We start from the raw sequence: 23,746 nt of genomic DNA, 5'->3' as shown, positions 1-23,746 counted from the left end.
GAAGCAGCAACGCCGGCAGCGCGTTCCGGCGGCGAGTCCGCAGTGGGACTCGCCGCGCCGCACCGGAATCAGCGGGCCATGGCGGCGAAAGCCAGTTCGGCTGCCTCCAGCGTGGCGTGTATCGTTGCGTCGTCGTGGGACGCGGAAACGAAGCCTGCTTCGAATGCGGAAGGGGCGAAGTGTACGCCGGCCAGCAGCATCGCGTGGAAAAAATGTTTGAAGGCGGCCGTATCGCAGGCGGAAACCTCGGCGAACGACGTGGGAACCTGTTCGGCGAAATACAGGCCGAACATGCCGCCGATCGCGTCGGCGCAGAATGCCAGGCCGGCCGCGCGGGCGCGCTCTTGCAGGCCGTCCGCCAGCTTGCGGGTCTGGGCCGCCAGGTGCTCGTAGAAGCCTGGCGCGCCGATCAGGCGCAGCGTGGCCAGGCCTGCGGCCACGGCCACCGGATTGCCCGACAGCGTGCCCGCCTGGTAGACGCCGCCCAGCGGGGCGATGTGCTGCATCAGGTCGGCGCGGCCGCCGAAGGCGCCGACGGGCATGCCGCCGCCGATCACCTTGGCCAGGGTCGTCAGGTCGGGCCGGATGCCGGTCAGGCCCTGCACGCCTTGCGGTCCGACGCGAAAGCCCGTCATCACTTCGTCGAATATCAGCACGGCGCCGTGGCGGGTGCACAGTTCGCGCAGGCCCTCGAGAAAGCCGGCGGCGGGCTTGATCAGGTTCATGTTGCCGGCCACCGGCTCGACGATGACGCAGGCGATGTCCGCGCCGTGTTCGTCGAACGCCATCTGCACGGCTTGCAGGTTGTTGTATTCCAGCGTGAGCGTATGCGCCACGAACTCGGGCGGCACGCCCGCGGAGCTGGGATTGCCGAAGGTGAGCAGCCCCGATCCGGCCTTGACGAGCAGGCTGTCGGAGTGGCCGTGGTAGCAGCCCTCGAACTTGATGATCTTGGCCCGCCCCGTGGCGCCGCGCGCCAGGCGGATGGCCGTCATGGTGGCTTCGGTGCCGGAGCTGACCAGGCGCACCTGCTCGAGCGAAGGCAGGCGCTGGATGAGCAGCTCGGCCAGTTCGACCTCGGCCTCGGTGGGCGCGCCGAACGACAGGCCGCCGGTGGCGGCGTCCTGCACGGCCTTCACCACCTCGGGATGGGCATGGCCCAGGATGGCCGGACCCCAGGAACCGACGTAGTCGATATAGCGGGTGCCGTCGGCGTCCCACACATAGGGGCCTTGCGCGCGCGCGATGAAGCGCGGCGTGCCGCCCACGGAACGGAAGGCGCGCACGGGGGAATTGACGCCGCCGGGGATGCTGAGGCAGGCACGTTCGAAGAGTTCGGCGTTACGGGACATGATGCGGGCTAACGGGTGGTCGCCGGGTGGCGGGGAGGATCGGCGTACGGCGCGGCGCAGGCGCGCGCGGCCGCACGAATGTCGGGAGCCTCGAACAGGCCGGTGATGACGGCGAGCGCATCGGCGCCCGCCTGGGCGGCCAGCGCGGCGTTGTCCGGCGTGATGCCGCCGATCGCCACGACCGCGGGCCGCGGCAGCGGCTGCTGCCGGGTCAGTTCGCTGGCTTCGGTGAGCAGAGACAGCGGCGCTTGAACGGCCTGGGGTTTGGTCGGCGACGGAAACACCGCGCCGAACGCGATGTAGTCCGCGCCGGCGGCCAGCTGGCGCCGCGCGCGTTCGAGTTCGTTGTAGCAGGAGGCGCCGATGAGGAGGTCGGGCGCCTGCCTGCGGACCTGGGCCACGTCGCCGTCGTCGCGGCCCAGGTGCACGCCGTCCGCGCCGACTTCGAGAGCAAGCTGCCAGTGGTCGTTGATCATCAGCACCACGCCCAGTTCTCGGCACAGCGGCGCCAGGGCGCGCGCCTGGGCCGCCCGCACCGCGTCGGGCACATCCTTGCGGCGCAGCTGCAGCGCGCGCATGCCGGCCCCGGCCGCCTGTTTCACGGCGCGCAGCAGGCGCTCGGTGTCATCCCATTCGGGGGTGACGCCGTACACCCCGCGGGGAAAACGCAATGCGGTCATGGAAGCGTCCTTGGAGTCTCGGTGCGGCGCCGGCGTGCGCCGATCGGCGCCGCGACCTGCTGGCGCGGGCTCATGCCGCGTCGCCCATCGAGGTGCCGCTAAACGGATTGCCGCCCAGGCGATTGGGAATGCGCCGGCCCATGCCGGGCAGGAAGCTGGATGCCAGGGTCAGGTCGGCATGCGCCAGGGCCATTTCGACCGCGCGAGGCATGGGCAGGCCCTGCGCCAGCATCGCCGCGGCCGCGGCGGCCGCGACGCCGCCGGTATCGCCGTTGCGCTCGGGGGGCGCCTGCCAGGGCCAGGATGCGGTTTCGCCTTCAGGCCCGATCAGCGTGTTGGCCAGATGCCCGGGACGCAGAGGCGCGCCCAGCACCAGCGCCCATTCGGCTCCGCCGGCCAGCAGCGCCTGCGCGGCGCTGGGAGCGCCCGAGGTGTCGATGCTGCCGTCGGCCTGCCAGTGCGCCAGGCGCATGTGCTCGACCACCACCAGGTTGGCCTGGGGGAGCACCAGTTCCAGCGTGGCCGACAGCAGGTCGTCGGCATCGTCCTGCGAGGCGGCGTCCTGCGGCAGGGGCCCACGCGGGCCCAGGTGCAGCACCAGCGGCACCTGGCTGTAGTCGGCCGCGATCTGCGCGACGACGCTGGCGGCCTCGGTGGAATACAAGCCGCCCACCTTGATGGCTTGCACCGGCATGTCTTCGAGCAGGCAGCGGGCCTGGTCGTCGAGCAGGTCGGCCGACACGGGATGGATTTCTTCGATGCCGGCGGTGTCCTGCACCGTGAGCGCGGTGACCGCCGCCAGGCCATGGCAGTTCAGGCGCGCGCACGTGACGGCGTCGGCCGGCAGGCCATCGGCGCCGGACGGATCGAGCGGGCCGATGAGAAGCACGAGGGAAGGAATGACGGGAGCCACAGAAATAGAAACGACGCAGAACCGGGACGCCTGTCCACAGCGGGAAATCGGGCAGCCCCTATTGGGTTTTCGGTAAGATGTCCCCATTCTAATGGATGCGTTGCGCCACCGGCCCGAAGGGCGGGCCGGGTCCCCGCGACGCCGAGCACGAGAGAACCATGCGTACCTGGATGTGTCTGATTTGCGGTTGGGTCTACGATGAAGAGGCGGGCTTGCCGGAAGAGGGCATTGCGCCGGGAACCCGCTGGGAGGACGTCCCTCCCAACTGGGTCTGTCCCGAATGCGGCGCACGCAAGGAAGATTTCGAATTGATGGAAATCTGACGGGCGCGCGTCCGTCGGATCCCGCATCACAGAGGGCCGCCATGAGCGATACGCAGCATTCCGACGACGAGCACAAAGGCGCCCAAGGCAGCGCCGATTTCTCCAACCAATTCCTGATGGCCATGCCCGGCATGGTAGAGGGCACGCTGGCCGGAACGGTCATCTACATCTGCGAGCACACGCCGCGCGGCGCGCTGGGCCTGGTCATCAACCGGCCCACCGACCTCACGCTGGCCACGCTGTTCGAACGCATCGACCTCAAGCTCGAGATCGCGCCGGCCAAGGACGAGATCGTATTCTTCGGCGGTCCGGTCCAGACGGATCGCGGCTTCGTGCTGCACGCGCCCGCCGGCGAATACAACTCCAGCATCAAGCTGGGGGAGCTGGCGTTGACCACGTCGCGCGACGTGCTGCAGGCCGTGGCCGACGGCAACGGCCCGGCCCGCATGCTGGTCACGCTGGGCTATGCGGGCTGGGGCGCCGGCCAGATCGAGCGCGAGATGGCGCAGAACGCATGGCTGAGCGTGGGCGCCGACCCGCGCATCATCTTCGATGTACCGCCCGACGACCGCTACCCCGCCGCGCTGAAGCTGCTGGGCATCGATCCCGTCATGCTGGCGGGCGACGCGGGCCATGCCTGACGAAACGCTGCTGGGGTTCGATTTCGGAGAAAAGAAGCTGGGCATCGCGATCGGCAATACGCTGACGCGACAGGCCCGGCCGCTCGAGATCATCTTTTCCGAAACCCGCGCCGCGCGCTTCGGCCGCATCGCCGAACTGCTGCAGGAGTGGCAGCCGCAGCGCGTGGTGGTGGGCCTGTCGCTGGCCAGCGACGGCGGCGAGCAGCCCGCCACGGCGCGCTGCCGTCGTTTCGCCAACCAGTTGCACGGCCGCTTCGGCCTGCAGGTCGAGCTGGTCGACGAACGTGGCTCCAGCATGGAGGCGCAGCAACTGCTGGGCACGAATGCGCCCGACGACGCGGTCGCCGCCGCCGTCATCCTGCAACGCTATCTGGATGCGCTGCCATCGGCCGGGGCTTCCGGTTCGCGGGTATGATGCTGCCCGCTCCCATCCGCGCGCCTGCCGCCAGGGGGCGTACCCCGGAGACCCTGTCTTGAACCTGCTGCGTTTCATCATCCGGCTGGCCATGGTGCTGCCGCTGATCATCTTCGCTCTGCTGTGCGTAGGCCTGGTCTATCCCTGGCTGGGCGCCGGGCCGCGCGCCTGGCTGAATCGCAACTGGTCGCGCTGCCTGTTGCGGGCATGCGGCATCCGCCTGTCCGTCAGCGGCGAACCGCGTCTGCAGGGCGCGGTGCTGTGGGTGGCCAACCACGTCTCGTGGATCGACATCTTCGTGGTCAACGCGGTGCGTTCCACGTCCTTCGTCGCCAAGGCCGAGATCCGCTCGTGGCCGCTGGTGGGCTGGCTGGCCGTGGGCGCCGGTACGCTGTTCATCGACCGCGGTCAGCGCCATGCCGTGCACGACATGGGACAGGCCATCCACAAGTGCTTCGCGCGCGGCGACGCGGTGGGGCTGTTTCCCGAAGGCACGACCAGCGAGGGCTTCAGCCTGCGGCCCTTTCACGCCAGCCTGTTCGAGCCGGCCCGCCAATCGGGCGTGGCCATCCAGCCTGTGGCGATGCGCTTTTTCCACAAGGGCCAGCGCAGCGGCTTCGCTTCATTCGTCGGCGAGGAAACACTGGTGGCCAACATGTGGCGCGTGCTCGGCGGCACAGGCGTGGCGGTGGAACTGGTGTTCCTGCCGGTGCTGCCCGCCACGGCCGAGGGCGGCGAGCCGCCGACGCGGCTCGAACTGTCGCGCATGGCGCGCGACGCCATCGCCAGCAAGCTCTGAGCATCGCGGGGCGCGGGCGCGAGCATCGGCTCGCCCCAACAAAATGGGCGCACAGTGTGCGCCCTGCATTCCGTCAGACGGACGGGATCATTCCAGCGTGATCTTCGCGTCCTTTGCGACCTTCTGCCACTTCGCGATCTCGGCCCGGCGGAAGACATCAAGTTCGGCGGGCGTCGAACCTATCGTCTCGGCGCCGATGCCGGCCAGGCTGCGCGCGACGTCCGGATCCTTCAGGACTTCGGCCAGGGTCCGGGACACCTGCTCGATGATCGGCGCGGGCGTGCCGGCCGGCGCGAACACTGCGTTCCACTCGTAGCTCTCGTAGCCCTTCACGCCTGATTCAGCGATGGTGGGCAGTTCGGGCACGGCCGGCGAGCGCGTGCCGCCGCCCACCGCCACCGCGCGCAGCTTGCCGTTCTTGATGTGCGGCCACGACGAGCCCAGGCTGGCGAACATCACGGGCACCTGGCCGGCCATCACGTCCACCATGGCGGGGCCGCCGCCCTTGTAGGCGACGTGTTCCAGGTGCGTGCCCGCCTGCAGGTTGAACAGCGCACCCGCCAGGTGCTGCGCCGAACCCGGGCCGGCGGAAGCGAAGTACACCGGCTTGTTCATGTCCTTGCCCAGCCGGATCAGGTCGGCCACGCTCTGCACTTCGTACGAGGGCGTCACGACCAGGACGTTGGGCACGCGCAGCAGCAGCGAGACCGGCGCGAAGTCGGCCAGGGTGTCGAACTGCATGCGGCTGTGCAGCGCCGGGTTCTGGGCGTGATTCGAGGCGTCCAGCATCAGCGTGTAGCCGTCGGGTTTGGCCTTCGACACGGTCGCGCCGCCTATCATGCCGCCCGCGCCGCCCCGATTTTCGATGACGACGGGCTGGCCCAGCTTCTCGGCCAGCTTCGGTCCGATCAGGCGCGCCACCACGTCGACGGTGCCGCCCGGCGGATAGGTCACCACCAGCGTGACGGGCCGCTCGGGCCAGGCGGCCGCGGCGGTGCCGGCGGCCAGGGCCAGCAGGGCGGCCGCGCCGGCGCGGACCAGGCCGCGGGCCAGGCGCGCGGGATGATTCGTGGTCTTCATGCGTCTTCTCCTTCGACTTCGAATTGGAATAGGTCCAGCGGGGTGTCGGCCAGTACGCCGCGCCGGTCGGCGGCGTCTTCCAGCCAGTCGTCCAGCCATGCGAGGCTGGACGTGTAATCGGTGCGTTCGCGATGTTCGGTATGGGGCCAGTCGCTGCCCCACATCAGGCGCCCCGCGCCGTAGGCGTCAAGCAACTGGCGCGCCGCGTGGCGGCTGGCGGCCGCGCATTCGGCGTCGGTCCAGTTGCGATAGGCGGCCGACAGCTTGATCCACACCTGTCGCGTCCCGGCGTATGCAAGCACGTGGCGCAGGTCGTCGGCGCAGGTAGGCCGCCCGAAGTGGTCGACGACCACGCGGCAGCCAAGCTCGAGGAGCGACGGCATGATGTCGGGCAGGCGATCGGCGGCCGCATGCACCTCCACGTGCCAGCGCAGGCCGTTGGCCTGCTCGAGCAGCGCGCGCCAGGCGGACGAGGCCAGTTCCGGCGTCGGCACGCCCATCAGGTTCAGCCGCATGCCGACCACGCCGGCGTCGGCAAGCGCCCGCAGGGTCTGCGCGTCGAACTGCGGATCCACCACCGCTACGCCGCGCAGCCGGCCGGCGCTCGCCTTCAGGGCCCGCACCATGTAGCCGTTGTCGGTGCCCAGGAAACTGGGCTGCACCAGCACGCCATGGCGCAGGCCGTGCCGGTCCAGCAGCATCAGGTATTCGTCCAGGGTGGCGTCGTAGCCGGGGGCGTAGCGGCGCTGCCGCGCCAACGGCAGGCCGCGTTCGAATACGTGCGCGTGGGCGTCGACGGCCGCGATGGGGCGGGGGGCCTGCGTCAAGAGTGTCTCCGTGTCGTTGCGCGCCGGAACGGCCGCGCATATTGGGCGGAATTCTAGGTACGCTTTCCATACTGTTCTATAGTCCAGAATCGCTTTATTCATATCGAATCAATATGGAAACCCGGCATCTCCGCCATTTTCTGGCCGTCGTCGATCAGGGCAGCGTCAGCCGCGCGGCGGCCTGGCTGGGCATGGCGCAACCGGCGCTCAGCCAGTCTCTGGCACGCATGGAGAAGGAACTGGGCGTGGCGTTGTTCGAGCGCTCCCGGCGCGGCGCGCAGCCCACCGCCGCGGCCCGCGCCATACTCGAAGACGTGCGCGTCAGCGTGGCGCGCATCGATGCGGCCGCACGCCACGCGCGCCTCATCGCGCATGGCAGCGCGGGCCAGCTCACCATCGGCCTGGTGTCGTCGGCGCTGTTCGAGATGTTGCCGCGCGCGCTTCGCGCACTGCGCGAGAAGGCGCCCGGCGTGAAGGTGGTGCTGCGCGAGATGAGCAACGCGGAGCAGGCCGAGGCCCTGCAGGCGGGCGAGATCGACATCGGCCTGATGCACACGCCTGTCGCCGTGGGCGGACGCATGCGTGAAAGGCTGCTGCTGCGCGATCGCCTGGTGGCGGCCGTGCCCGACGAGTTCGAATGCGGCGCCGACGGCAAGGTGTCGCTGGCCCAGATCGCCGCCGCGGGACTGGTGCTGTTTCCGCAGAATCAGTTGCCGGTGCTGTACGCCGGGATACTGGATGCCATGCGCAAGGCTGGGCTGGAGACCCATGTGGCGCAGGAAGCCAATCGCACGCTTACCGTGCTGGCCTGTGTGGCCGGAGGCTGCGGCGTGGCGCTGCTGCCCAGCTGGATCCGGGCGCTGGATTTTCGCGGCGTGCGCTTCTGCGAAGTGCGAGATGGGCGCGGGCTGCCGGGCTTCGACCTCAGCGCGATATGGCCAGCGCGATCAGTGCCCACGCTGGCGGACCTGTTCGCGGGACTGGACCTGGGAACCTTGGGCCGCCAGCGCCAGGGCGCGGACTGAAGTACCGCGCCCGCTACTTGCCCATCGGGTCGCGGAACTGCGAGCAGCGTATCTGCACCAGCTTGCGGTCCTGCAGGCGCACCGCGCTGAGCGCGCCGCCCCAGATGCAGCCCGAGTCCAGGCAGATGACGTCGTCGCGCATCAACAGGCCCAGCGTCGACCAGTGCCCGAACACCACGGTGACGTTGCGCGTGGCGCGCTTGGGCACGTCGAACCACGGAATCAGGCCGCTGGGCCAGGCGCCGGGCGCTACCTTGGTGTCGAACTCCATGTGACCCTGCTGCGTGCACAGGCGTATGCGCGTCAGCGCATTGATGATCACGCGCAGCCGCTTGCCGCCGCTGTGGTCTTCCTTCCACATGACCGGCTCGTTGCCGTACATCTTCTGCAGCGACTTCTGCCAGTTGGCGCCGCGCAGCGCGTCCTGCACCTCGCCGGCCAGCGACAGGGTCTTGGCCACGTCCCATTTGGCCAGCACGCCCGCATGCACCAGCAGGTGGTCGTGTTCGAAATGGGCCAGCGGGCGAAAGCGCAGCCAGTCGATCAGCTCGTCGGCGTCGGGCGCCTCGAGGATCTCGTCCAGCGTGTCCGACTTGGAAGGCTTGCGCACCCCGGCCGCGGCGGCCAGCAGGTGCAGGTCATGGTTGCCCAGCACCGCGATGCTGCGGTCTTCCAGCGCCATGATGCGGCGCAGAGAGGCCAGCGACTGCGGTCCGCGATTGATCAGGTCGCCCGCGAACCAGAACCGCGACTCGGGCTCGCCCGCCAGGTCGGGGTGGGCAAGAAGTTGTTCGAGCGGCTCGCAGCATCCCTGCACGTCGCCGATCATCCAGATACTGCCTTTCATGCTGGCGCTCTTCTCCACGGCCAGCGGCGTTCGACCAGGCGGGCCGTCACGTGCCGGTACTCCATGAGGGACAGGGCGCCGAAGGCCAGCAGCAGCGCGCCGACGTTCGGCCCCAGCGCCGTCAGCCAGGGCGGCCAGCGGCTGAGCATGCCGACGTTCAGGGCCAATTGGTTCAGCATGAAGAAGCCCACGCCCAGCAGGATGCCGATGAACACCTTGGCGCCCACGCCGCCGCGGCGCGTCTGCATGAAGCTGATCGGCGCCGCGATGGTGATCATGACCAGCAGCGTGAACGGATAGACCGCCTTGCGCCACAGCGCGACGATCTGCCGGTCGGCCGAAAGCTGGTTGTTGTGCAGGTAGTCGATATAGTCGAGCAGCGTGACGAGGGACATGCGCTCGGGCGTCAGCACGCGCGCCAGCAGGCGTTCGGGGCTGAGGGTGGTGGTGAGTTCGAGCTCGGGCAGGCGCGTGACGTGTGCCGGCGGCTGTTCGGGCGGCCGCGCATTGGCCAGCGCCTGCGGCGCGCTGGGGTCGATGCGGGTCTGCACCACGTCGGTCAGCGTAAGCGCGCCGTTGCCCAGCACCCCGGATGCGGCTTGCCACGTAGCGGCCAGTTCGAGGTCCTGCTTGAACTCGTACATGGTGATGCCGCCGACCTGGCCGCTGGCGAACAGCTTCTGTATGTTGATGATGCGCGTGCCGCCCTCGCGCGTGGGTTCTTTGAACCAGTAGCCGCTTTCCATGCGGCCGCCGCCCGCCTTGCCGCGCAGCATCAGGTTGGCCTCGCCGGTGCGTATCTCGGCCGCGGGCGTGATGAACTCGGACAGCAGCAGCGCAAGCACCATCACCGGCACGGTGATGAGCCACAGCGTGCCCAGCAACCGCATGCCGCTGACGCCGGAGACCCGCAGGATGACCAGTTCATTGCGTTGCGCCAGCCCGGCCAGGGCAAGAATGGAGCCGATGAGCAGGCCGATGGGCAGCAGATCGTACAGCCGGGTGGGCAGCGCCAGCCCCTGCAGATAGAAGAGCGCCAGCATGGTGAACTGCTTGCCGACGTTGTCCAGGTCGTCGACCAGCGCGAAGAACGTGAACAGCCCCAGCAGGGCCAGCAGGACCACTGCGCAGGAGCGATAGATCTCGCGAGCCAGGTAGCGGCGGGCGGTACGCATGGGATCGAAGAGGGTCGGACGTCTAAACGTGAGAGCTTAACAAATATGTGCGCGCATTCGGGCCCGGCTTTCGCGTCCGCTTATGGGATTTCCGCATGGCGCATGCGCGCCGCGATGGTGGCCGTGCGCGAATTGAGATAGCCGGTGCTGCGGTGGCGGTCGTAGTAGCGCGGATTGGGCAGCATCGCCGCCAGCCGCGCGGCCTGGTAGGCGCCCAGCCCCGCGGCGCTCATCTTGTAGTAATGCCGCGCGGCGGCCTCGGCGCCGAACACCCCGTTGCCCCATTCGGCCACGTTCAGGTATAGCTCGAGGATGCGCTCCTTCGGCATCACGTGTTCGATCATGTAGGTCAGCACCAGCTCCTGGCCCTTGCGCAGATAGGTGCGCGATCCGGACAGGAACAGGTTCTTGGCCAGTTGCTGCGTGATGGTGGATCCGCCGCGCCGGCGGCTGCGGCCCAGTTCTTCCTGGCGCTGGTTGTATTCCCAGGCCTTGCGCACGGCCTCCCACTCGACGCCGTCGTGTTCGATGAAGTTGGCGTCTTCCGACGCCACCACCGCGCGCTTGAGCGAGCTGCTGATGCGGTCGTAGGGAACCCATACGTACTGCAGCTCGGCCTTCGGGTCGTCCTCGCGCAGGCGCGACAGCTCCTGGCGCATCACGGCGCTGCTGCCGGGATCGCGATAGGCATACCAGACCACCATGCAGAACAGCCACAGCTGGTACAGCAGCACCAGGCACAGGAGCGCCATGGCGGCCATCGCGGCCAGGCGCCATCCGGACATGCGCCGCGCCGGGCGGCCGGTCTTCGCCATGGCCCTCAACCCTCGGCCAGCAGCGCTGCCCGCAGGGTGACGAGCACCGGCGACGGATCGGGCCGCACACCGTGCCAGATGAAAAAGCTTTCGCAGGCCTGTTCCACCAGCATGCCCAGGCCGTCCGCGCGGCGCGCCGCGCCATCGGCCTCGGCCTGCCGCATGAAAGGCGTGGCGCGCGCGCCGTACACCATGTCGTAGGCCATGGCATCGGGCGCGTACAGGCCGCCGGGCAGTTGCGGGGCGGCATTCTGCAGACCGCTGGCCGTGGCGTTGATGACCACGTTCCAGCCGCCCGGGCTGGCGGCCTGGTCCAGGCCGCTTGCGCTGACGCGGGTCGGCCCCGGCAGGGCCGCGGCGGCCCAGGCCTGCGCCAGTTCCTCCGCGCGCGCGGCGGATCGGTTGACGATGTGGATGCGCGCGCAGCCGGCCTCCGCCAGCGGCTGCAGCACGCCGCGCGCCGCACCGCCCGCGCCCACCAGCAGCACGCGCGCGTCGCGCAGCGGCACGCCCAGGCGCATCAGATCGCTAACCAGGCCCACGCCGTCGGTATTGCAGCCATGCCATTCGCCGTCGCGCAGCCACAGCGTGTTGACGGCTCCGGCCAGCCGGGCGCGCGACGAGACGCGCGGGCCGGCCAATGCCCAGGCCTCCTGCTTGAACGGCACGGTCACGTTCGCGCCCAGCCCGCCCGCCTCGCGAAAGGCCTGCAGCGTGGCGGCGAAGCCGTCGACCGGGGCCAGCAGGCGTTCGTATTGGAGCGGCCGGCCGGTCTGCGCCGAGAACATCGCATGGATCTGCGGCGACCGGCTGTGCGCGATGGGATTGCCGATGACGGCGTAGCGGGGCAAGGACGAACTCATTGTGATGGACCTCGGTGCGGCGCACTGCGGTATTTGCCCTCGATGCGTCTTTGCAGGCTCATGGCGCCGCGGTCTCCAGCGTATCGTTCACGAAATGCCAGGTGCGTGTGATGACCAGTTCGTCCGTGTCGCGCGCCAGTTCGGGCGGGAAGGGCGCGAAGGGCGTGGCCAGTTGCACGATGCGCCGCGCCGCCTGGTTCAGCACCGCATGCGGCGAGGGCTGGTCGATCTCGAAATTGGCCAGGCTGCCGTCGGCGCGCACGGTGATGGTGACGCGCAGCGACCCATAGATGCGGCCGCGCGCCTCTTCGGGATAGTGCTGGGTGCCGATCGATTCGATGCGGCGGCTCCAGCCGTCGAGGTATGCGGCGTAGCGGGACTCGGCCGTGGACGGCGCCACGAAGGCGCGGCGCGGCTGTGCGTTGTAGGCCTGAACGCGCTCGGACAGCGCGGCGATGCGCGCGTTCTGCACCACGCCAGGCTGCTGCTGCGTATCGTCGCCGGGCTCGGAGGCCTCGGGCCAGGGGTGCACGGGCTGGCGCTCGGCGCCGGTGCTCTGCGTGGACTCTAGCTGCGTCAGCAGCCGCGCCTGCTCGGCTTCGAGCTGCAGCTGGCGTTGCCGCATTGCCTGCAGCACGATGGTCTGCGCCGACTCGCCGGTGCGCGGCAGCGGCGATCGGGCCATGCCGCTGTCGGCTTCGCCGCCGCCGTCCATCTGCTGCTGCGCCAGCGCCTGCGGCTGCACGGGCGCCGATTCGCTGCGGGCATTGACCAGCACGACCTCGAGCGACTGCGCCGGCGCCCGCGAGGCGGAGCCGGGGCCGAAGCGCCACGCCAGCACGCCCGCATGGACGAGCAGCGAGACGGCCAGGCCGACCAGCAGATAGTGCTGGGCCGGGGCGCTCAGCCAGTGCCAGAAGCGGCCAGGCGGGGAAGGTGGGACGGACGTTTGCACCAGGGCATTTTAGGCCCAGTCCGGGCCGGGCTGCCGTGAAAGCGCGGGTCGGCCCGCCGGGCAACCCGCCCTGGCTATCGTCTTTTCGTGCCGCCCGTGGCGTCAGGCCGCCGGGCCGACGTAGCGGCAATCCAGTTCCAAGGCCAGTTCGTCGCGGCCAAGGATGTCGATCTCCACCGCCGTGCCGCGCTCGAGTTCGGGCAGCCCGCCCACCCGCGTGACCAGCGGCGCCTGGGCCAGGCGCACCAGGTCGTCGCGCAGCACGTGCGCCACCGCGCGGGTCAGGCCCTGCTGCTTGATCCAGCGCAGGCACCAGTAGCGTTCCATGGCGCTCTGGAATTCCGCCCAGGCCGCGTACTGCGCATCGAAGGCGCCGATGATGGCGAACAGGTCGGCGTCGCGCGGCTTGAAGGGCGCCACCAGGCGCGCCGATACGCCGTTGTCGACGGTGGCGATCAGTTGCCACTGGTTCACCAGGTCGACGTAGCGCCGCAGCGGCGACGTGCTCCAGGCGTACTGCGGCACGCCGATGGCCTCGTGCGGCAGCGACTGCGTGCTCATGCGCACGCGGCCTGCCTGCTGCGACCGGTAGATGCCCGGCACGCCATGCTGGTTCAGCAGGCCGCCCCACAGGTTGTTGGCCAGGATCATGTACTCGGCGACCATGCGGTCCAGCGGCGCATTGCGCTGGCGCGGAACCAGGCGCACCGGAGTGTCCGGGTCGTCGGGACTGCCGTCCAGATAGAAGCTGTACTCGACGCGGCTGTTGTTCTCGGGCTTGCCGCGCACTTCGTCGCGCCTGGCCGACAGGGCCTGCGCCAGCCGCCACAGCGGTCGGAGCCAGTGCGCGTACGGCACGTCGGCCTGCGGGTCGGACAGGGCCTCTTCGGTGATCTGCGTGTCGAGCTGGTTGTGGCGCAGGTTCTCGCGCACCACGATGCGTTCCAGCCTGGTTTCGGATTCGGCGATCTCGCCGGTGGCCGGGTCGGCGGTCACGTACAGCGACAGCGCCGGCACTTCGCGGCCGGCGTCCAGCGAGAAAGCCTGGATGACGCTGTCGGGCTGCATGGGGATCTTGTCCCCGGGCATGTACACGGTGGACAGCCGGGCGCGCGCCAGCTTGTCCAGCTCGCTGTCGCGCGTCACCGACAGGCCCGGTGCGGCGATGTGCACGCCGACGCGCACGCGGCCGTCGGGCAGTTCGACCACCGACAGCGCGTCGTCGATCTCGGTGGTGGTCACGTCGTCCACCGAATAGATCTCCGCGTCGGACAGCGGCAGGTCGCGGGCGATGGGCGGCACCTCCACAGCGGGGAAGTCCAGGCCGCGCGGGAAGTGCACCGCCAGGAAGCGGCGCTTGTGCAGGGCCAGTGCGCTGGGCCACGCACCCAGTTCGAGCAGCAGGCGGTCGGGCGTCTTGTGCAGTTGCGCGCAGGCGGCGTCCAGCGCCTTCCAGGCCTGCGAGTTCTTGTCGGGGCGCACCAGCAGCGAGTCGGCGGCCTGCGCGATGGCCTCGGGAAGCCTGCCCTGCGCCATCTCGTCGACCCAGCGCTGCTGCTGTTCGGCCTGCAGCCGCTTCTTCTCGATAGCGGCCAGGGCGGCCGCCAGGATGTCCGGCGGAGCGGGGCGATAGCGGCCGCTGCCGCGCCGGTGGAAGTACGCCGGCGCGCCGTGCAGGCGCATCAACAATGCGGCGTGTTCGACCGGAGTGGGCGCGTGGCCGAAATACTCGGCAGCCAACGTCGGCGTGTCGAATTCCTCCTGCGGGGCGCATTCCCACAGGAACTGCAGGTCTATCTCTTCGGCAGCCGCGGCCGCCTGGGCCAGCAGCGAGGCCGGCTCGGGCGAGGCGAAAGTGAACAGCGTGCTGTTGCGCTTGATCTTGCTGCGCTTGCCGGATTCCGCCTCGACCTGCAAGGTGGCGTCCGTTTCGGACATGATGTTGGCGGCCTTGAAGCTGCCGTCATCTTCGTAAAACACGTACATATTGCGATCGATCCATCTGGCGCCGTCAGGCGCGCCGCCGGCAGGCCGCGGCCTGCCGCAAGGTGAACAATTCGGGTTTGCTAATCGGGGTCGCGCAGGGCGAAGTCCAGCACCTCGGGCATCCATTGCGCGAAATCGGACAGGCCGTGGTCGCTGCCCTGCACGATGCGCTGCCGGCAGCCCGCGTAGCGGTCGCGCATCTCGCGCCAGTCCAGCACTTCGTCGCCGGTGGCCGCCACCAGGAAATAGCGTTCGTGATGAGTGAGCTCGGGCACCGCCATGTCCGCCAGCTCTTGCACGTATTCGGGCAGGAACACGAACGGCGCGTCCGAATGATACATGTGGTGCTCGCCGACCTGCGTGGCCAGATCGCGCGGCGCATGCACCGCGGGATTCAGCAGCACCGCCCGGCAATCCAGCCGCTCGGCCAGCCAGGTGGCGTAATAGCCGCCCAGCGAAGAACCGACCACGGTCAGGCCGCGGGGCCCGGCCAGGGCGCGCAACTGGTTCGAGGCGATCTCGAGGATCAGTTCGCCGGCGGCGCGCGGGCTGGCCGGCAGCTGCGGGCAGGCCCACGCATGCGCCAGGCCGCGCTCGGCCATGGCGTGCTCCATCATGCGCGCCTTGAACGACGCGGGCGCGGACCGGAATCCGTGCAGGTACAGGATGGCGCGCGCGGTCATTGCGCGATCCCGCCGGCGCGGCAATGCGCGTTGCGGCGTGGGCCTGAGCCCAGGGCGCTGAGCGCGGAACTCATTTCGCCAACGCCTCGAGCAGCTTGCCGTGCACGCCGCCGAAGCCGCCATTGCTCATCACGACCACGTGGTCGCCCGGGCGCGCGGCGGTGGCCACAGCGGCGACCAGCGCCTCGAGATCGTCGAAGCTCTTCGCGCGCTCGCCCAGCGGCGCCAGCACCTGCGCCGGATCCCAGCCCAGCGCCTGCTTGCCCTCGCGCGCGCCGAAGCAGAACACCAGGTCGGCCCGTTGCAGCGACTCGGGCAGGCGCGCGGCCATGGTCCCCAGCTTCATGGTGTTCGAGCGCGGCTCGAGCACGGCCAGGATGCGCGCATCGCCGACCTGCCGGCGCAGCCCTTCGAGCGTGGTGGCGATGGCGGTGGGGTGGTGCGCGAAATCGTCGTAGACCTTGATGTCCCGCACCGTACCGCGCAGCTCCATGCGCCGCTTCACGCCGCCGAAGCGGGACAGCGCGGCCAGCCCCTGTTCGGCCGGCACGCCCGCATGCTCGGCGGCGGCCAGCGCCGCCAGCGCGTTCATGCGGTTGTGTTCGCCGCCCAGCCCCCAGCGCAGCACGCCGACCTCGCGGCCATCGCGCAGCACCGCGAAGGCGCCGTTGTCGTCCGGCTCGCCGGCCTGCCATGCGCCGCCCGGGCCGAAGCGCACGGTTTCGGACCAGCAGCCGCGCGCGAGCACGCGGTCGAGCGCTTCGCTGGAGGCGGGCGCCACGATGCGGCCGCTGGCCGGAATGGTGCGCACCAGGTGATGGAATTGGGTCTCGATGGCCGCCAGATCCGGGAAGATGTCCGCGTGGTCGTATTCCAGGTTGTTCAGGATGGCGGTGCGCGGCCGGTAATGCACGAACTTCGAGCGCTTGTCGAAGAACGCCGTGTCGTACTCGTCGGCCTCGATCACGAAGGTAGGGACGGCGGGATCGAAACGCGCCGACACCTGCAGGTCGGGCGCGATGCCGCCGATGAGGAAGTTGGGCCGCAGGCCGGCCGCCTCGAGTATCCAGGCCAGCATCGAGCTGGTGGTGGTCTTGCCGTGGGTGCCTGCCACGGCCAGCACGTGGCGGCCCGGCAGGATGTGGTCGCCCAGCCATTGCGGGCCCGATACATAGCGGGCCCCGCTGTCGAGGATGGCTTCCATGAGCGGATTGCCGCGGCTGACCACGTTGCCGACCACGTAAAGATCGGGCTTGAGCGCCAGTTGCTCCGCCCCGAAACCCTCGATCAGGTCGATGCCCTGTTCGGACAGTTGAGTGCTCATGGGGGGATAGACGCCGGCATCGCAGCCCGTGACCTTGTGGCCGGCCGCGCGCGCGATCAGCGCCAGCCCGCCCATGAATGTGCCGCAGATGCCTAGAATGTGCAGGTGCATGGGGTGATCTCCTGGCGGCATTGTAGAGGCTGCCGCGTTCCCCCGCCGGGCGCTTGCGGTTATGATTCGCCGCATGAATCGCCGTCTCTTCCTGCATGCGGGCGCCGCATCGGCCCTGGTCATGGCTGGCGCGCACCGCGCGCTTGCCCAGGGCGCTGCCGTCTCGTCCGATGCGCTCAAGGCCTTGTTCGAACAACCGCTGCCCGACCTCGAAGGCCGCTCGCACACGTTGTCCGAATGGCGGGGTCGCCCCATGGTGGTCAATTTCTGGGCCACCTGGTGCGCGCCATGCGTCAAAGAGATGCCCGAGCTCGACGCCATGCAGAAAAGCCATCCCAAGGTGCAGTTCGTCGGCATCGGCGTCGATAGCACCGAGAACATGCGCAAATTCGTCCAGCGCGTTCCCGTGTCGTATCCGCTGCTGGTCATGGGCACCAGCGCCATCGACGTGCTGCGCAAACTGGGAAATCCCGCCGGCGGCCTGCCGTTCACGCTGGTTTTCAACGCAGATGGCCGCCTGAACCGCAAGGTACTGGGCCAGATCGATGCAGCCGACCTCGAACGTACCGTGACCGGGCTCGCCGCCTGACGCAAGTGCCCGTTCCAGTTGGACAAATACGGTTAATTGGCGTAAAAAGTCGGTTTATATTTAGTTTTTGCCGACGTTCATAGCAAATCCATGGCGCGACGCATTCTTGTATTGCATGGCCCCAATCTGAATCTGCTCGGCACGCGTGAACCCGGCATCTATGGCAGCCGCACGCTGGCGCAGATCGATGCGGGCCTGGCCGAAGTGGCAGCTGAACTGGGCGTTGCGTTGACGGCCTGGCAAAGCAACCACGAGGGCGCGCTGGTCGACCGCATCCAGGCGGCCGCCGCTGACGGAACCGACTTCATCATCATCAATGCCGGCGCCTATACGCACACCAGCGTGGCGATCCGCGATGCGCTGGCCGGGGTGGCAATCCCCTTCGTCGAAGTACATTTGTCCAACCTGTTCAAGCGCGAGCCATTCCGTCACCACTCGTACCTGTCTGACATCGCCGTCGGGCTGATCAGCGGCCTCGGGCCCGACGGCTACGAAGCCGCGCTGCGTTACGCGGCCCGGCACTGACCGACGCACCGGCCACGGTTTTTCCAATTTCCAGTAAATGGCGCAGGCCCGTCTCGGGCGCGCCGCCGACAAATTAATCGGGAAGCAGCTTCTTATGGACCTCCGAAAACTCAAGACCCTGATCGACCTGGTGGCGGAGTCGGGCATCGCCGAGCTCGAAATCACCGAAGGCGAAGGAAAGGTTCGCATCGTCAAGTTCTCACAGTCGGTGCAGCCGGTCGCCTACCATGCGCCCGAGGCCGTCGCCGCGCCCGCGCCGGCGGCCGCCGCGGCGCCCGCCGCTGCGGCTCCGGCCGCCGCGCCCGCCGTGCAGGGCCACGTGGTCAAGGCGCCCATGGTCGGCACCTTCTACCGCGCGCCCAACCCGGGCGCCGCGCCGTTCATCGACGTGGGCCAGTCGGTCAAGGAAGGCGATCCGCTGTGCATCATCGAAGCGATGAAGCTGCTCAACGAGATCGAGGCCGACAAGGCCGGCGTCATCAAGGAAATCCTGGTCGAGAACGGCGAGCCGGTCGAGTACGGCCAGCCGCTGTTCGTCATTGGCTGAGAGCGGATCCGCTGAAACTTATGTTCGAAAAAATCCTGATCGCCAATCGCGGCGAGATCGCCTTGCGCATTCAGCGCGCCTGCCGCGAACTGGGCATCAAGACCGTGGTCGTGCACTCCGAGGCCGACCGCGACGCCAAGTACGTGCGCCTGGCCGACGAGTCCGTGTGCATCGGGCCCGCGCCTTCGCGCGAAAGCTACCTCAACATGCCGGCCATCATCTCGGCCGCCGAGGTGACTGACTCCGAGGCGATCCACCCGGGCTACGGATTCCTGTCCGAGAACGCCGACTTCGCCGAGCGCGTCGAGAAAAGCGGCTTCGTGTTCATCGGTCCGCGTCCCGAAACCATTCGCCTGATGGGCGACAAGGTCAGCGCCAAGCGCGCCATGATCGAGGCCGGCGTGCCGGTCGTGCCGGGCTCCGAAGGCGCGTTGCCCGAGGATCCGCAGGAGATCCTGCGCATCGCCCGCGAAGTGGGCTATCCGGTCATCATCAAGGCCGCTGGCGGCGGCGGCGGGCGCGGCATGCGCGTGGTGTACACCGAGGCGGCCCTGTTGAACGCCGTCAACATGACGCGCTCCGAGGCGGGCGCCGCGTTCAACAATCCCGAGGTCTACATGGAGAAGTTCCTCGAGAACCCGCGCCATGTCGAGATCCAGGTGCTGGCCGACGGCGGACGCAACGCCGTGTGGCTGGGCGAACGCGACTGCTCCATGCAGCGTCGCCACCAGAAGGTCATCGAGGAAGCGCCGGCGCCCGGCATCACGCGCCGCCTGATCGAGCGCATCGGCGACCGCTGCGCCGACGCCTGCCGCAAGATGGGCTACCGTGGCGCGGGCACGTTCGAGTTCCTGTACGAGAACGGCGAGTTCTACTTCATCGAGATGAACACGCGCATCCAGGTGGAGCATCCGGTCACCGAACTGATCACGGGCATTGACCTGGTGCAGCAGCAGATCCTCATCGCCGCGGGCGAGAAGTTCACGCTGCGCCAGCGCGACATCGCGCTCAAGGGCCACGCCATCGAGTGCCGCATCAACGCCGAGGATCCGTTCCGCTTCGTGCCCAGCCCCGGCCGCATCACCAACTGGCACACGCCGGGCGGCCCGGGCGTGCGCATCGATTCGCATGCGTTCAACGGCTACTTCGTGCCGCCGAACTATGATTCGATGATCGCCAAGGTCATCACCTACGGCGACACGCGCGAGCAGGCCCTGGCGCGCATGCGCACCGCGCTGTCCGAGATGGTGGTCGAGGGCATCTCCACCAACATCCCGCTGCACCGCGAACTGATGCAGGACGCGCGCTTCATCGAAGGCGGCACCAGCATCCACTATCTGGAAAACAAACTCGCCCAGCGGCCCTGAGCGGGCCGTTCGGCGAGGCCCTAGTCAGCAGGAACAGGCCCCAGCCATGCGTGAACTCGTGCTCCACTGCCTCGAGGCGCAGGCCGAGGCGCTATCCGATGCCTTGCTCGAGGCCGGCGCGCTGTCGGTCTCCGTCGAGGATGCCGACCTGGGCACCGCCGACGAGAAACCCCTGTTCGGCGAACCCGGCACCGAGCCGGACGTCCAGGCCTGGGACCGCAATCGCGTCGTCGCGTTGCTGCCCGACGGCGCCGATCCCGCCCAACTGGTAGAGCAGGCGATGGCCGACAGCGGGCTCGATCCCGCGCTGGCCAGCGGCTGGTCGCTGCGCGAAGTGCCCGATGCCGACTGGGTGCGCCTGACGCAGTCCCAGTTCAGCCCCATCCAGATCGCGTCGCGGCTGTGGATCGTACCCAGCTGGCATCGTGACGCGCCCGAAGTCGCCGCCGACGCCGGCGCGGCCGACGCCATCCACATCGAGCTGGATCCGGGCCTGGCCTTCGGCACCGGCAGCCATCCCACCACCCATCTGTGCCTGGCATGGCTCGAGGCCGAACTGCCTGCCGATGCCGCCGTGCTGGACTATGGCTGCGGATCCGGCATCCTGGCCATTGCCGCACGCAAGCTGGGCTCGGGCCCTGTCACCGCCGTGGACATCGATCCGCAGGCGGTGCAGTCCACGGCCGACAACGCTCGCATCAACGCGGTCGAGCTGCAGGCCATGCTGCCCGACGCGCTGCCCGCCGGCACGTTCCGCGTCGTGGTGGCCAACATCCTGTCCAATCCGTTGAAGGTGCTGGCCCCCATGCTGGCCGCGCGCGTGGCGCCCGGCGGCGACCTGGTGCTGTCCGGCGTGCTCGAACGCCAGGCCGAGGAAGTGGCCGCGGCATATGCGCCGTGGCTGGCCATGTCTGTCTGGCGCGAACGCGACGGCTGGGTGTGCCTGCACGGTCGCCGCGCCTGAATTTTTCCGTCGTTGCGCCATGCCCATCACTCGCTGCCCGCAATGTCGTACCGCCTTCCGGGTGGTAGCCGACCAACTGCGCGTGCGCAATGGGCTGGTGCGTTGCGGGGTCTGCAATACGGTGTTCGACGGGCGGGCCGCTATCGAAGATGCGGCGGCCGCGCAAGCCCCGGCCCGGCCTGCGGCCGTTCCGCCCGCGGCCGCGCCGGCGGCGCCGCCCGCCCCGGTGACTCGCGCGCCGGCAGCACAGCCGGCCCAGCCCGCCGCGCCCGAATTGCCCGTGGCTGCCGTCGTGGACGTGCCCCCGCCAGCGGTGCTGCGCGGCCGGGCGCGGAATGAGAGTCCGGTCTCTCCGACGCCCGCGGAACATCCCTCTCGACAGGATCGCATCCTGCACGCGCAGCGTCCTGCCGCCGCGCCGCCCGCCTGGCAAGCCGGCCGCACGCCCGACGAACCTCCCGCGGTCCTGCGCGGCCGCGCCAGTCATCGCCATGAGCCCGGCATGGCCGCGGAACCCTCGCCTGCGCTTCACGATCGCGCGGACGAGCGGCACGACGATCCGGAAGACGAGGACGGATGGACCGCCGAACCGGTGATGCGCGAGCGCGGCATCCATGCTCCGCCGCCTTATCGCGGGCCGGGCCGCAGCGAGCCCGGCCTGGCCAACGCGCACGCCGACGACGACGAGGACGCCGAACCGGCTGAAGAGCCGGTCTACGGCGATTCCCGCACCCGCTATTCCAGCGCCACCGACAGCGGGCGCGCGCCGCCCGACTTCCTGGACCAGGACCGCATCGACTCGCAGCGCATCTGGCGGCGCGCCTTGGGGTGGGCCTGCGCGCTGGGCCTGCTGGCGCTGGTGTTGCAACTGGTCTACGTCTATCGCACGCCCATCGCGCTGTCCGCGCCCACGCTGCGGCCGGTATTGTCCGGCGTGTGCCAGGTGCTGGGCTGCACCGTGGGCTATGCGCGCCGCATCGAGCGCATCTCGATCGTGTCGTCCTCGCTGCGCCCGCCCACCGGCGCCTCGCAGGCCGAGGACGATGGCCGGTCGCGCCTGGTCCTGACGGTGGTGATACGCAACCGCTACGATCGCGAGCAGCACTGGCCCGCGCTGATGCTGGATCTCACCGACCTGTCCGATACGGTGGTGGCCCGCAAGGCGATCCTGCCCGAGCAATACCTGCCGCCCGGCCAGGCCGACGGGCCGCTCGGGGCGGGCGCTGAAGTGACGCTCACCATTCCCATCCAGGTGAACGCCCTGCAGGTCAACGGTTATCAACTCGACAAATTCTTTCCTTGAAGGATGAAAGCATGACGGCTCCCGTACTGATCTGCGGCTCGATGGCGTTCGACACCATCGCGGTGTTCGAAGGGCGCTTCCGCGAGCACATCCTGCCCGAGCGCGTCCAGTCGCTCAGCGTGTCGTTCCTCGTGCCCAGCATGCGTAAAGAGTATGGCGGCTGCGCCGGCAACATCGCCTACAACCTGAAGTTGCTGGGCGGCAATCCCGTGCCCGTGGCCACCGTCGGCGAGGATGCCGGCGAGTACGTCGAACGGCTTGCGGGCCTGGGCATCGACGTCTCGCGCCTGCGCGTGATGCCGGGCACGTATACCGCGCAGTGCTTCATCACGACCGACCTGGACGACAACCAGATCGCCGCCTTCCATCCCGGGGCCATGGAATTCTCGGCGCAGAACGATCTCAGCGACGCCAGCGCCGCGTGGGGCGTGGTCGCGCCCGACTCGAAGGCCGGCATGTTCGCGCATGCCGAGCGCCTGCATGCCAAGGGCATTCCGTTCGTGTTCGACCTGGGCCAGGCCATGCCGCTGTTCGAAGGCGCCGACATCGAGCGCATGCTGGGCCTGGCCCAGGTGCTGACCGCCAACGACTACGAGGCCGGCATCATCGAGCAGCGCACCGGCCGCTCGCTGGCCGACATCGCCGCAGGGCTGCAGGCCGTGGTGGTGACGCGCGGCGGGCAGGGCGCCACGCTGCTGACCGAAGGCCAGACTGTCGAGATTCCCGCGGTCAAGCCCGAGGCCGTGGTCGATCCTACCGGCTGCGGCGACGCGCACCGTGCCGGCCTGCTGTATGGCCGGACCACCGGCATGAGCTGGCTGGACAGCGCGCGCCTGGCCAACCTGATGGGCGCGATCAAGATCGCGTCGCGCGGTCCGCAGAACCATGCGCCCTCGCGCCAGCAGATCGACTCGCTGATGCGCGCGGCCTATGGCGTCGGCCTGCCGGGGTGACCCGGCCGGGTTCCGCTTGCCGTGGCATCGTCCGCGGCAGGGCGCCGCCGGCCACCTGATACCGGCTATCCGCTTAAGGCCCGCAAGTAGCTGTTGCACCCTGTTTCGCGCGGAGCGCCAATCTATCGTGGCCGGGGGTATGATCACCCCATCGCGTAGTTTGGTACGAGGAGCCTCAATGACTAGCGCCAATTCCCTTTCCCTTTCCATGCCGCGTGGGCGCCGCTGGGTTGCCGTCGCCGCGGTTGCCGTATCCATGGCCACGCTGGCCGGCTGCGCCAATCGCAGCGCTTCCAGCGGTGTCTACTCCTACGACCAGGCACAGCGCGAACAGATCGTGCGCACGGGCACCGTCGTCGGCGTTCGCCCCATCACGCTTCAAGAAGACAAGTCCAGCGGCGTCGGCCTCATCGGCGGCGCGGCGCTGGGCGGCGTCGCGGGCAATGCCATCGGCGGCGGCTCGGGCCGAGCCATCGCCACGGTGGGCGGCGCGCTGCTGGGCGCCTTGGCCGGCAACACGGTCGAGAACCGCGTGAACCGCAACTCGGGTCTCGAGATCACCGTCCGCCTCGACAACGGCGAAACCCGCGTGGTGGCCCAAGAGGCCGATCTGCCGGTCAGCGTCGGTCAGCGCGTGCAGGTCATCAGCGGCGCCGGCCCCACTCGCGTGGCCCCCATGTAATC

General features: G+C 69.2%; 26 protein-coding genes. 13 read left to right on the top strand and 13 right to left on the bottom strand.

The window, feature by feature from the left end; genetic code table 11:
* Window positions 1–68: 68 nt before the first annotated feature.
* The 3 genes from hemL to CAL15_RS21090 form a co-directional block, all read right to left on the bottom strand.
* Window positions 69–1,352: a glutamate-1-semialdehyde 2,1-aminomutase gene (hemL, locus tag CAL15_RS21100; protein WP_086080282.1), complete on the bottom strand. Its 1,284-nt coding sequence runs from the start codon at window positions 1,350–1,352 to the stop codon at window positions 69–71.
* 8 nt (window positions 1,353–1,360) lie between these two features.
* Window positions 1,361–2,032, bottom strand: coding sequence for a thiamine phosphate synthase (gene thiE, locus CAL15_RS21095; protein ID WP_086080281.1), 672 nt, complete (start codon window positions 2,030–2,032; stop codon window positions 1,361–1,363).
* Window positions 2,033–2,102: 70 nt separating this feature from the next.
* On the bottom strand, window positions 2,103–2,951 hold the full coding sequence (locus tag CAL15_RS21090; protein WP_420042567.1) for a bifunctional hydroxymethylpyrimidine kinase/phosphomethylpyrimidine kinase: 849 nt from the start codon (window positions 2,949–2,951) through the stop codon (window positions 2,103–2,105).
* Window positions 2,952–3,103: 152 nt separating this feature from the next.
* On the opposite strand from CAL15_RS21090, the gene CAL15_RS21085 reads away from it, so the two are divergent.
* The 4 genes from CAL15_RS21085 to CAL15_RS21070 are packed head-to-tail and all read left to right on the top strand — an operon-like array spanning window position 3,104 to window position 5,123.
* Window positions 3,104–3,268 (top strand): rubredoxin, encoded by a 165-nt coding sequence (locus tag CAL15_RS21085; RefSeq protein WP_066632200.1) that lies wholly within the window; start codon window positions 3,104–3,106, stop codon window positions 3,266–3,268.
* Between the two features lie 41 nt (window positions 3,269–3,309).
* Complete coding sequence (locus tag CAL15_RS21080) at window positions 3,310–3,909, top strand: YqgE/AlgH family protein (RefSeq protein ID WP_086080279.1); 600 nt, start codon at window positions 3,310–3,312, stop codon at window positions 3,907–3,909.
* On the top strand, window positions 3,902–4,324 hold the full coding sequence (gene ruvX, locus CAL15_RS21075; protein WP_086080278.1) for a Holliday junction resolvase RuvX: 423 nt from the start codon (window positions 3,902–3,904) through the stop codon (window positions 4,322–4,324). Before CAL15_RS21080 ends, ruvX begins: the two co-directional genes overlap by 8 nt.
* A 58-nt stretch (window positions 4,325–4,382) precedes the next feature.
* Complete coding sequence (locus CAL15_RS21070) at window positions 4,383–5,123, top strand: lysophospholipid acyltransferase family protein (RefSeq protein WP_086080277.1); 741 nt, start codon at window positions 4,383–4,385, stop codon at window positions 5,121–5,123.
* Between the two features lie 87 nt (window positions 5,124–5,210).
* Here CAL15_RS21070 and CAL15_RS21065 read toward each other — a convergent pair whose 3' ends face one another.
* Both CAL15_RS21065 and CAL15_RS21060 read right to left on the bottom strand, forming a co-directional pair.
* Window positions 5,211–6,203 (bottom strand): tripartite tricarboxylate transporter substrate binding protein, encoded by a 993-nt coding sequence (locus CAL15_RS21065; protein ID WP_086080276.1) that lies wholly within the window; start codon window positions 6,201–6,203, stop codon window positions 5,211–5,213.
* Window positions 6,200–7,030, bottom strand: a complete 831-nt coding sequence (locus CAL15_RS21060) for an amidohydrolase family protein (RefSeq protein WP_232468051.1) — start codon at window positions 7,028–7,030, stop codon at window positions 6,200–6,202. Before CAL15_RS21060 ends, CAL15_RS21065 begins: the two co-directional genes overlap by 4 nt.
* 113 nt (window positions 7,031–7,143) lie before the next feature.
* On the opposite strand from CAL15_RS21060, the gene CAL15_RS21055 reads away from it, so the two are divergent.
* Window positions 7,144–8,055, top strand: a complete 912-nt coding sequence (locus CAL15_RS21055) for a LysR family transcriptional regulator (protein ID WP_086080274.1) — start codon at window positions 7,144–7,146, stop codon at window positions 8,053–8,055.
* A 13-nt stretch (window positions 8,056–8,068) separates the two neighbouring features.
* On the opposite strand, the gene CAL15_RS21050 is transcribed toward CAL15_RS21055, so the two are convergent.
* The 8 genes from CAL15_RS21050 to mpl form a co-directional block, all read right to left on the bottom strand.
* Complete coding sequence (locus CAL15_RS21050; RefSeq protein WP_086080273.1) at window positions 8,069–8,902, bottom strand: symmetrical bis(5'-nucleosyl)-tetraphosphatase; 834 nt, start codon at window positions 8,900–8,902, stop codon at window positions 8,069–8,071.
* On the bottom strand, window positions 8,899–10,077 hold the full coding sequence (gene lptG, locus CAL15_RS21045) for an LPS export ABC transporter permease LptG (protein ID WP_086080272.1): 1,179 nt from the start codon (window positions 10,075–10,077) through the stop codon (window positions 8,899–8,901). Before lptG ends, CAL15_RS21050 begins: the two co-directional genes overlap by 4 nt.
* Before the next feature lie 80 nt (window positions 10,078–10,157).
* On the bottom strand, window positions 10,158–10,862 hold the full coding sequence (gene mtgA / locus CAL15_RS21040) for a monofunctional biosynthetic peptidoglycan transglycosylase (RefSeq protein ID WP_420042566.1): 705 nt from the start codon (window positions 10,860–10,862) through the stop codon (window positions 10,158–10,160).
* Between the two features lie 35 nt (window positions 10,863–10,897).
* Window positions 10,898–11,755 carry a shikimate dehydrogenase gene (gene aroE, locus CAL15_RS21035; protein ID WP_420042518.1) on the bottom strand — a complete coding sequence of 286 codons (858 nt, stop codon included), beginning with the start codon at window positions 11,753–11,755 and terminating at the stop codon, window positions 10,898–10,900.
* A gap of 58 nt (window positions 11,756–11,813) precedes the next feature.
* Entirely contained in the window at window positions 11,814–12,710 is an 897-nt protein-coding gene (locus tag CAL15_RS21030) for an energy transducer TonB (RefSeq protein WP_420042517.1), read from the bottom strand.
* 102 nt (window positions 12,711–12,812) lie between these two features.
* The gene (locus tag CAL15_RS21025; RefSeq protein WP_086080269.1) at window positions 12,813–14,696 is read right to left on the bottom strand and encodes a ribonuclease catalytic domain-containing protein; all 1,884 of its coding nucleotides are present in this window, start codon (window positions 14,694–14,696) and stop codon (window positions 12,813–12,815) included.
* Window positions 14,697–14,776: 80 nt separating this feature from the next.
* Complete coding sequence (locus CAL15_RS21020) at window positions 14,777–15,379, bottom strand: YqiA/YcfP family alpha/beta fold hydrolase (RefSeq protein ID WP_086080268.1); 603 nt, start codon at window positions 15,377–15,379, stop codon at window positions 14,777–14,779.
* A 70-nt stretch (window positions 15,380–15,449) separates the two neighbouring features.
* A complete protein-coding gene (mpl, locus tag CAL15_RS21015; protein ID WP_086080267.1) occupies window positions 15,450–16,814 on the bottom strand; it encodes a UDP-N-acetylmuramate:L-alanyl-gamma-D-glutamyl-meso-diaminopimelate ligase in 1,365 nt (454 codons plus the stop codon).
* Between the two features lie 73 nt (window positions 16,815–16,887).
* On the opposite strand from mpl, the gene CAL15_RS21010 reads away from it, so the two are divergent.
* From CAL15_RS21010 to CAL15_RS20975, 8 genes are all read left to right on the top strand, one after another.
* A complete protein-coding gene (locus tag CAL15_RS21010; RefSeq protein ID WP_086080266.1) occupies window positions 16,888–17,403 on the top strand; it encodes a TlpA family protein disulfide reductase in 516 nt (171 codons plus the stop codon).
* Between the two features lie 90 nt (window positions 17,404–17,493).
* Window positions 17,494–17,928: a type II 3-dehydroquinate dehydratase gene (gene aroQ / locus CAL15_RS21005; RefSeq protein ID WP_086080265.1), complete on the top strand. Its 435-nt coding sequence runs from the start codon at window positions 17,494–17,496 to the stop codon at window positions 17,926–17,928.
* Between the two features lie 94 nt (window positions 17,929–18,022).
* On the top strand, window positions 18,023–18,475 hold the full coding sequence (accB, locus tag CAL15_RS21000; protein ID WP_086080264.1) for an acetyl-CoA carboxylase biotin carboxyl carrier protein: 453 nt from the start codon (window positions 18,023–18,025) through the stop codon (window positions 18,473–18,475).
* A gap of 20 nt (window positions 18,476–18,495) precedes the next feature.
* Window positions 18,496–19,842, top strand: coding sequence for an acetyl-CoA carboxylase biotin carboxylase subunit (gene accC, locus CAL15_RS20995; protein ID WP_086080263.1), 1,347 nt, complete (start codon window positions 18,496–18,498; stop codon window positions 19,840–19,842).
* Window positions 19,843–19,888: 46 nt separating this feature from the next.
* A complete protein-coding gene (gene prmA, locus CAL15_RS20990) occupies window positions 19,889–20,806 on the top strand; it encodes a 50S ribosomal protein L11 methyltransferase (RefSeq protein ID WP_086080262.1) in 918 nt (305 codons plus the stop codon).
* A 19-nt stretch (window positions 20,807–20,825) separates the two neighbouring features.
* Window positions 20,826–22,109 (top strand): DUF3426 domain-containing protein, encoded by a 1,284-nt coding sequence (locus tag CAL15_RS20985; RefSeq protein ID WP_086080261.1) that lies wholly within the window; start codon window positions 20,826–20,828, stop codon window positions 22,107–22,109.
* An 11-nt stretch (window positions 22,110–22,120) separates the two neighbouring features.
* Window positions 22,121–23,062 (top strand): carbohydrate kinase family protein, encoded by a 942-nt coding sequence (locus CAL15_RS20980; protein WP_086080260.1) that lies wholly within the window; start codon window positions 22,121–22,123, stop codon window positions 23,060–23,062.
* Window positions 23,063–23,240: 178 nt separating this feature from the next.
* On the top strand, window positions 23,241–23,744 hold the full coding sequence (locus CAL15_RS20975) for a glycine zipper 2TM domain-containing protein (RefSeq protein ID WP_086080259.1): 504 nt from the start codon (window positions 23,241–23,243) through the stop codon (window positions 23,742–23,744).
* The last annotated feature ends 2 nt before the right edge of the window (window positions 23,745–23,746 follow it).

The organism is Bordetella genomosp. 13, from assembly GCF_002119665.1.
Lineage (GTDB): Bacteria > Pseudomonadota > Gammaproteobacteria > Burkholderiales > Burkholderiaceae_B > Bordetella.
Note: the sequence above shows the minus strand (reverse complement) of the source record. Positions and strands in the feature narration are given on the sequence as shown.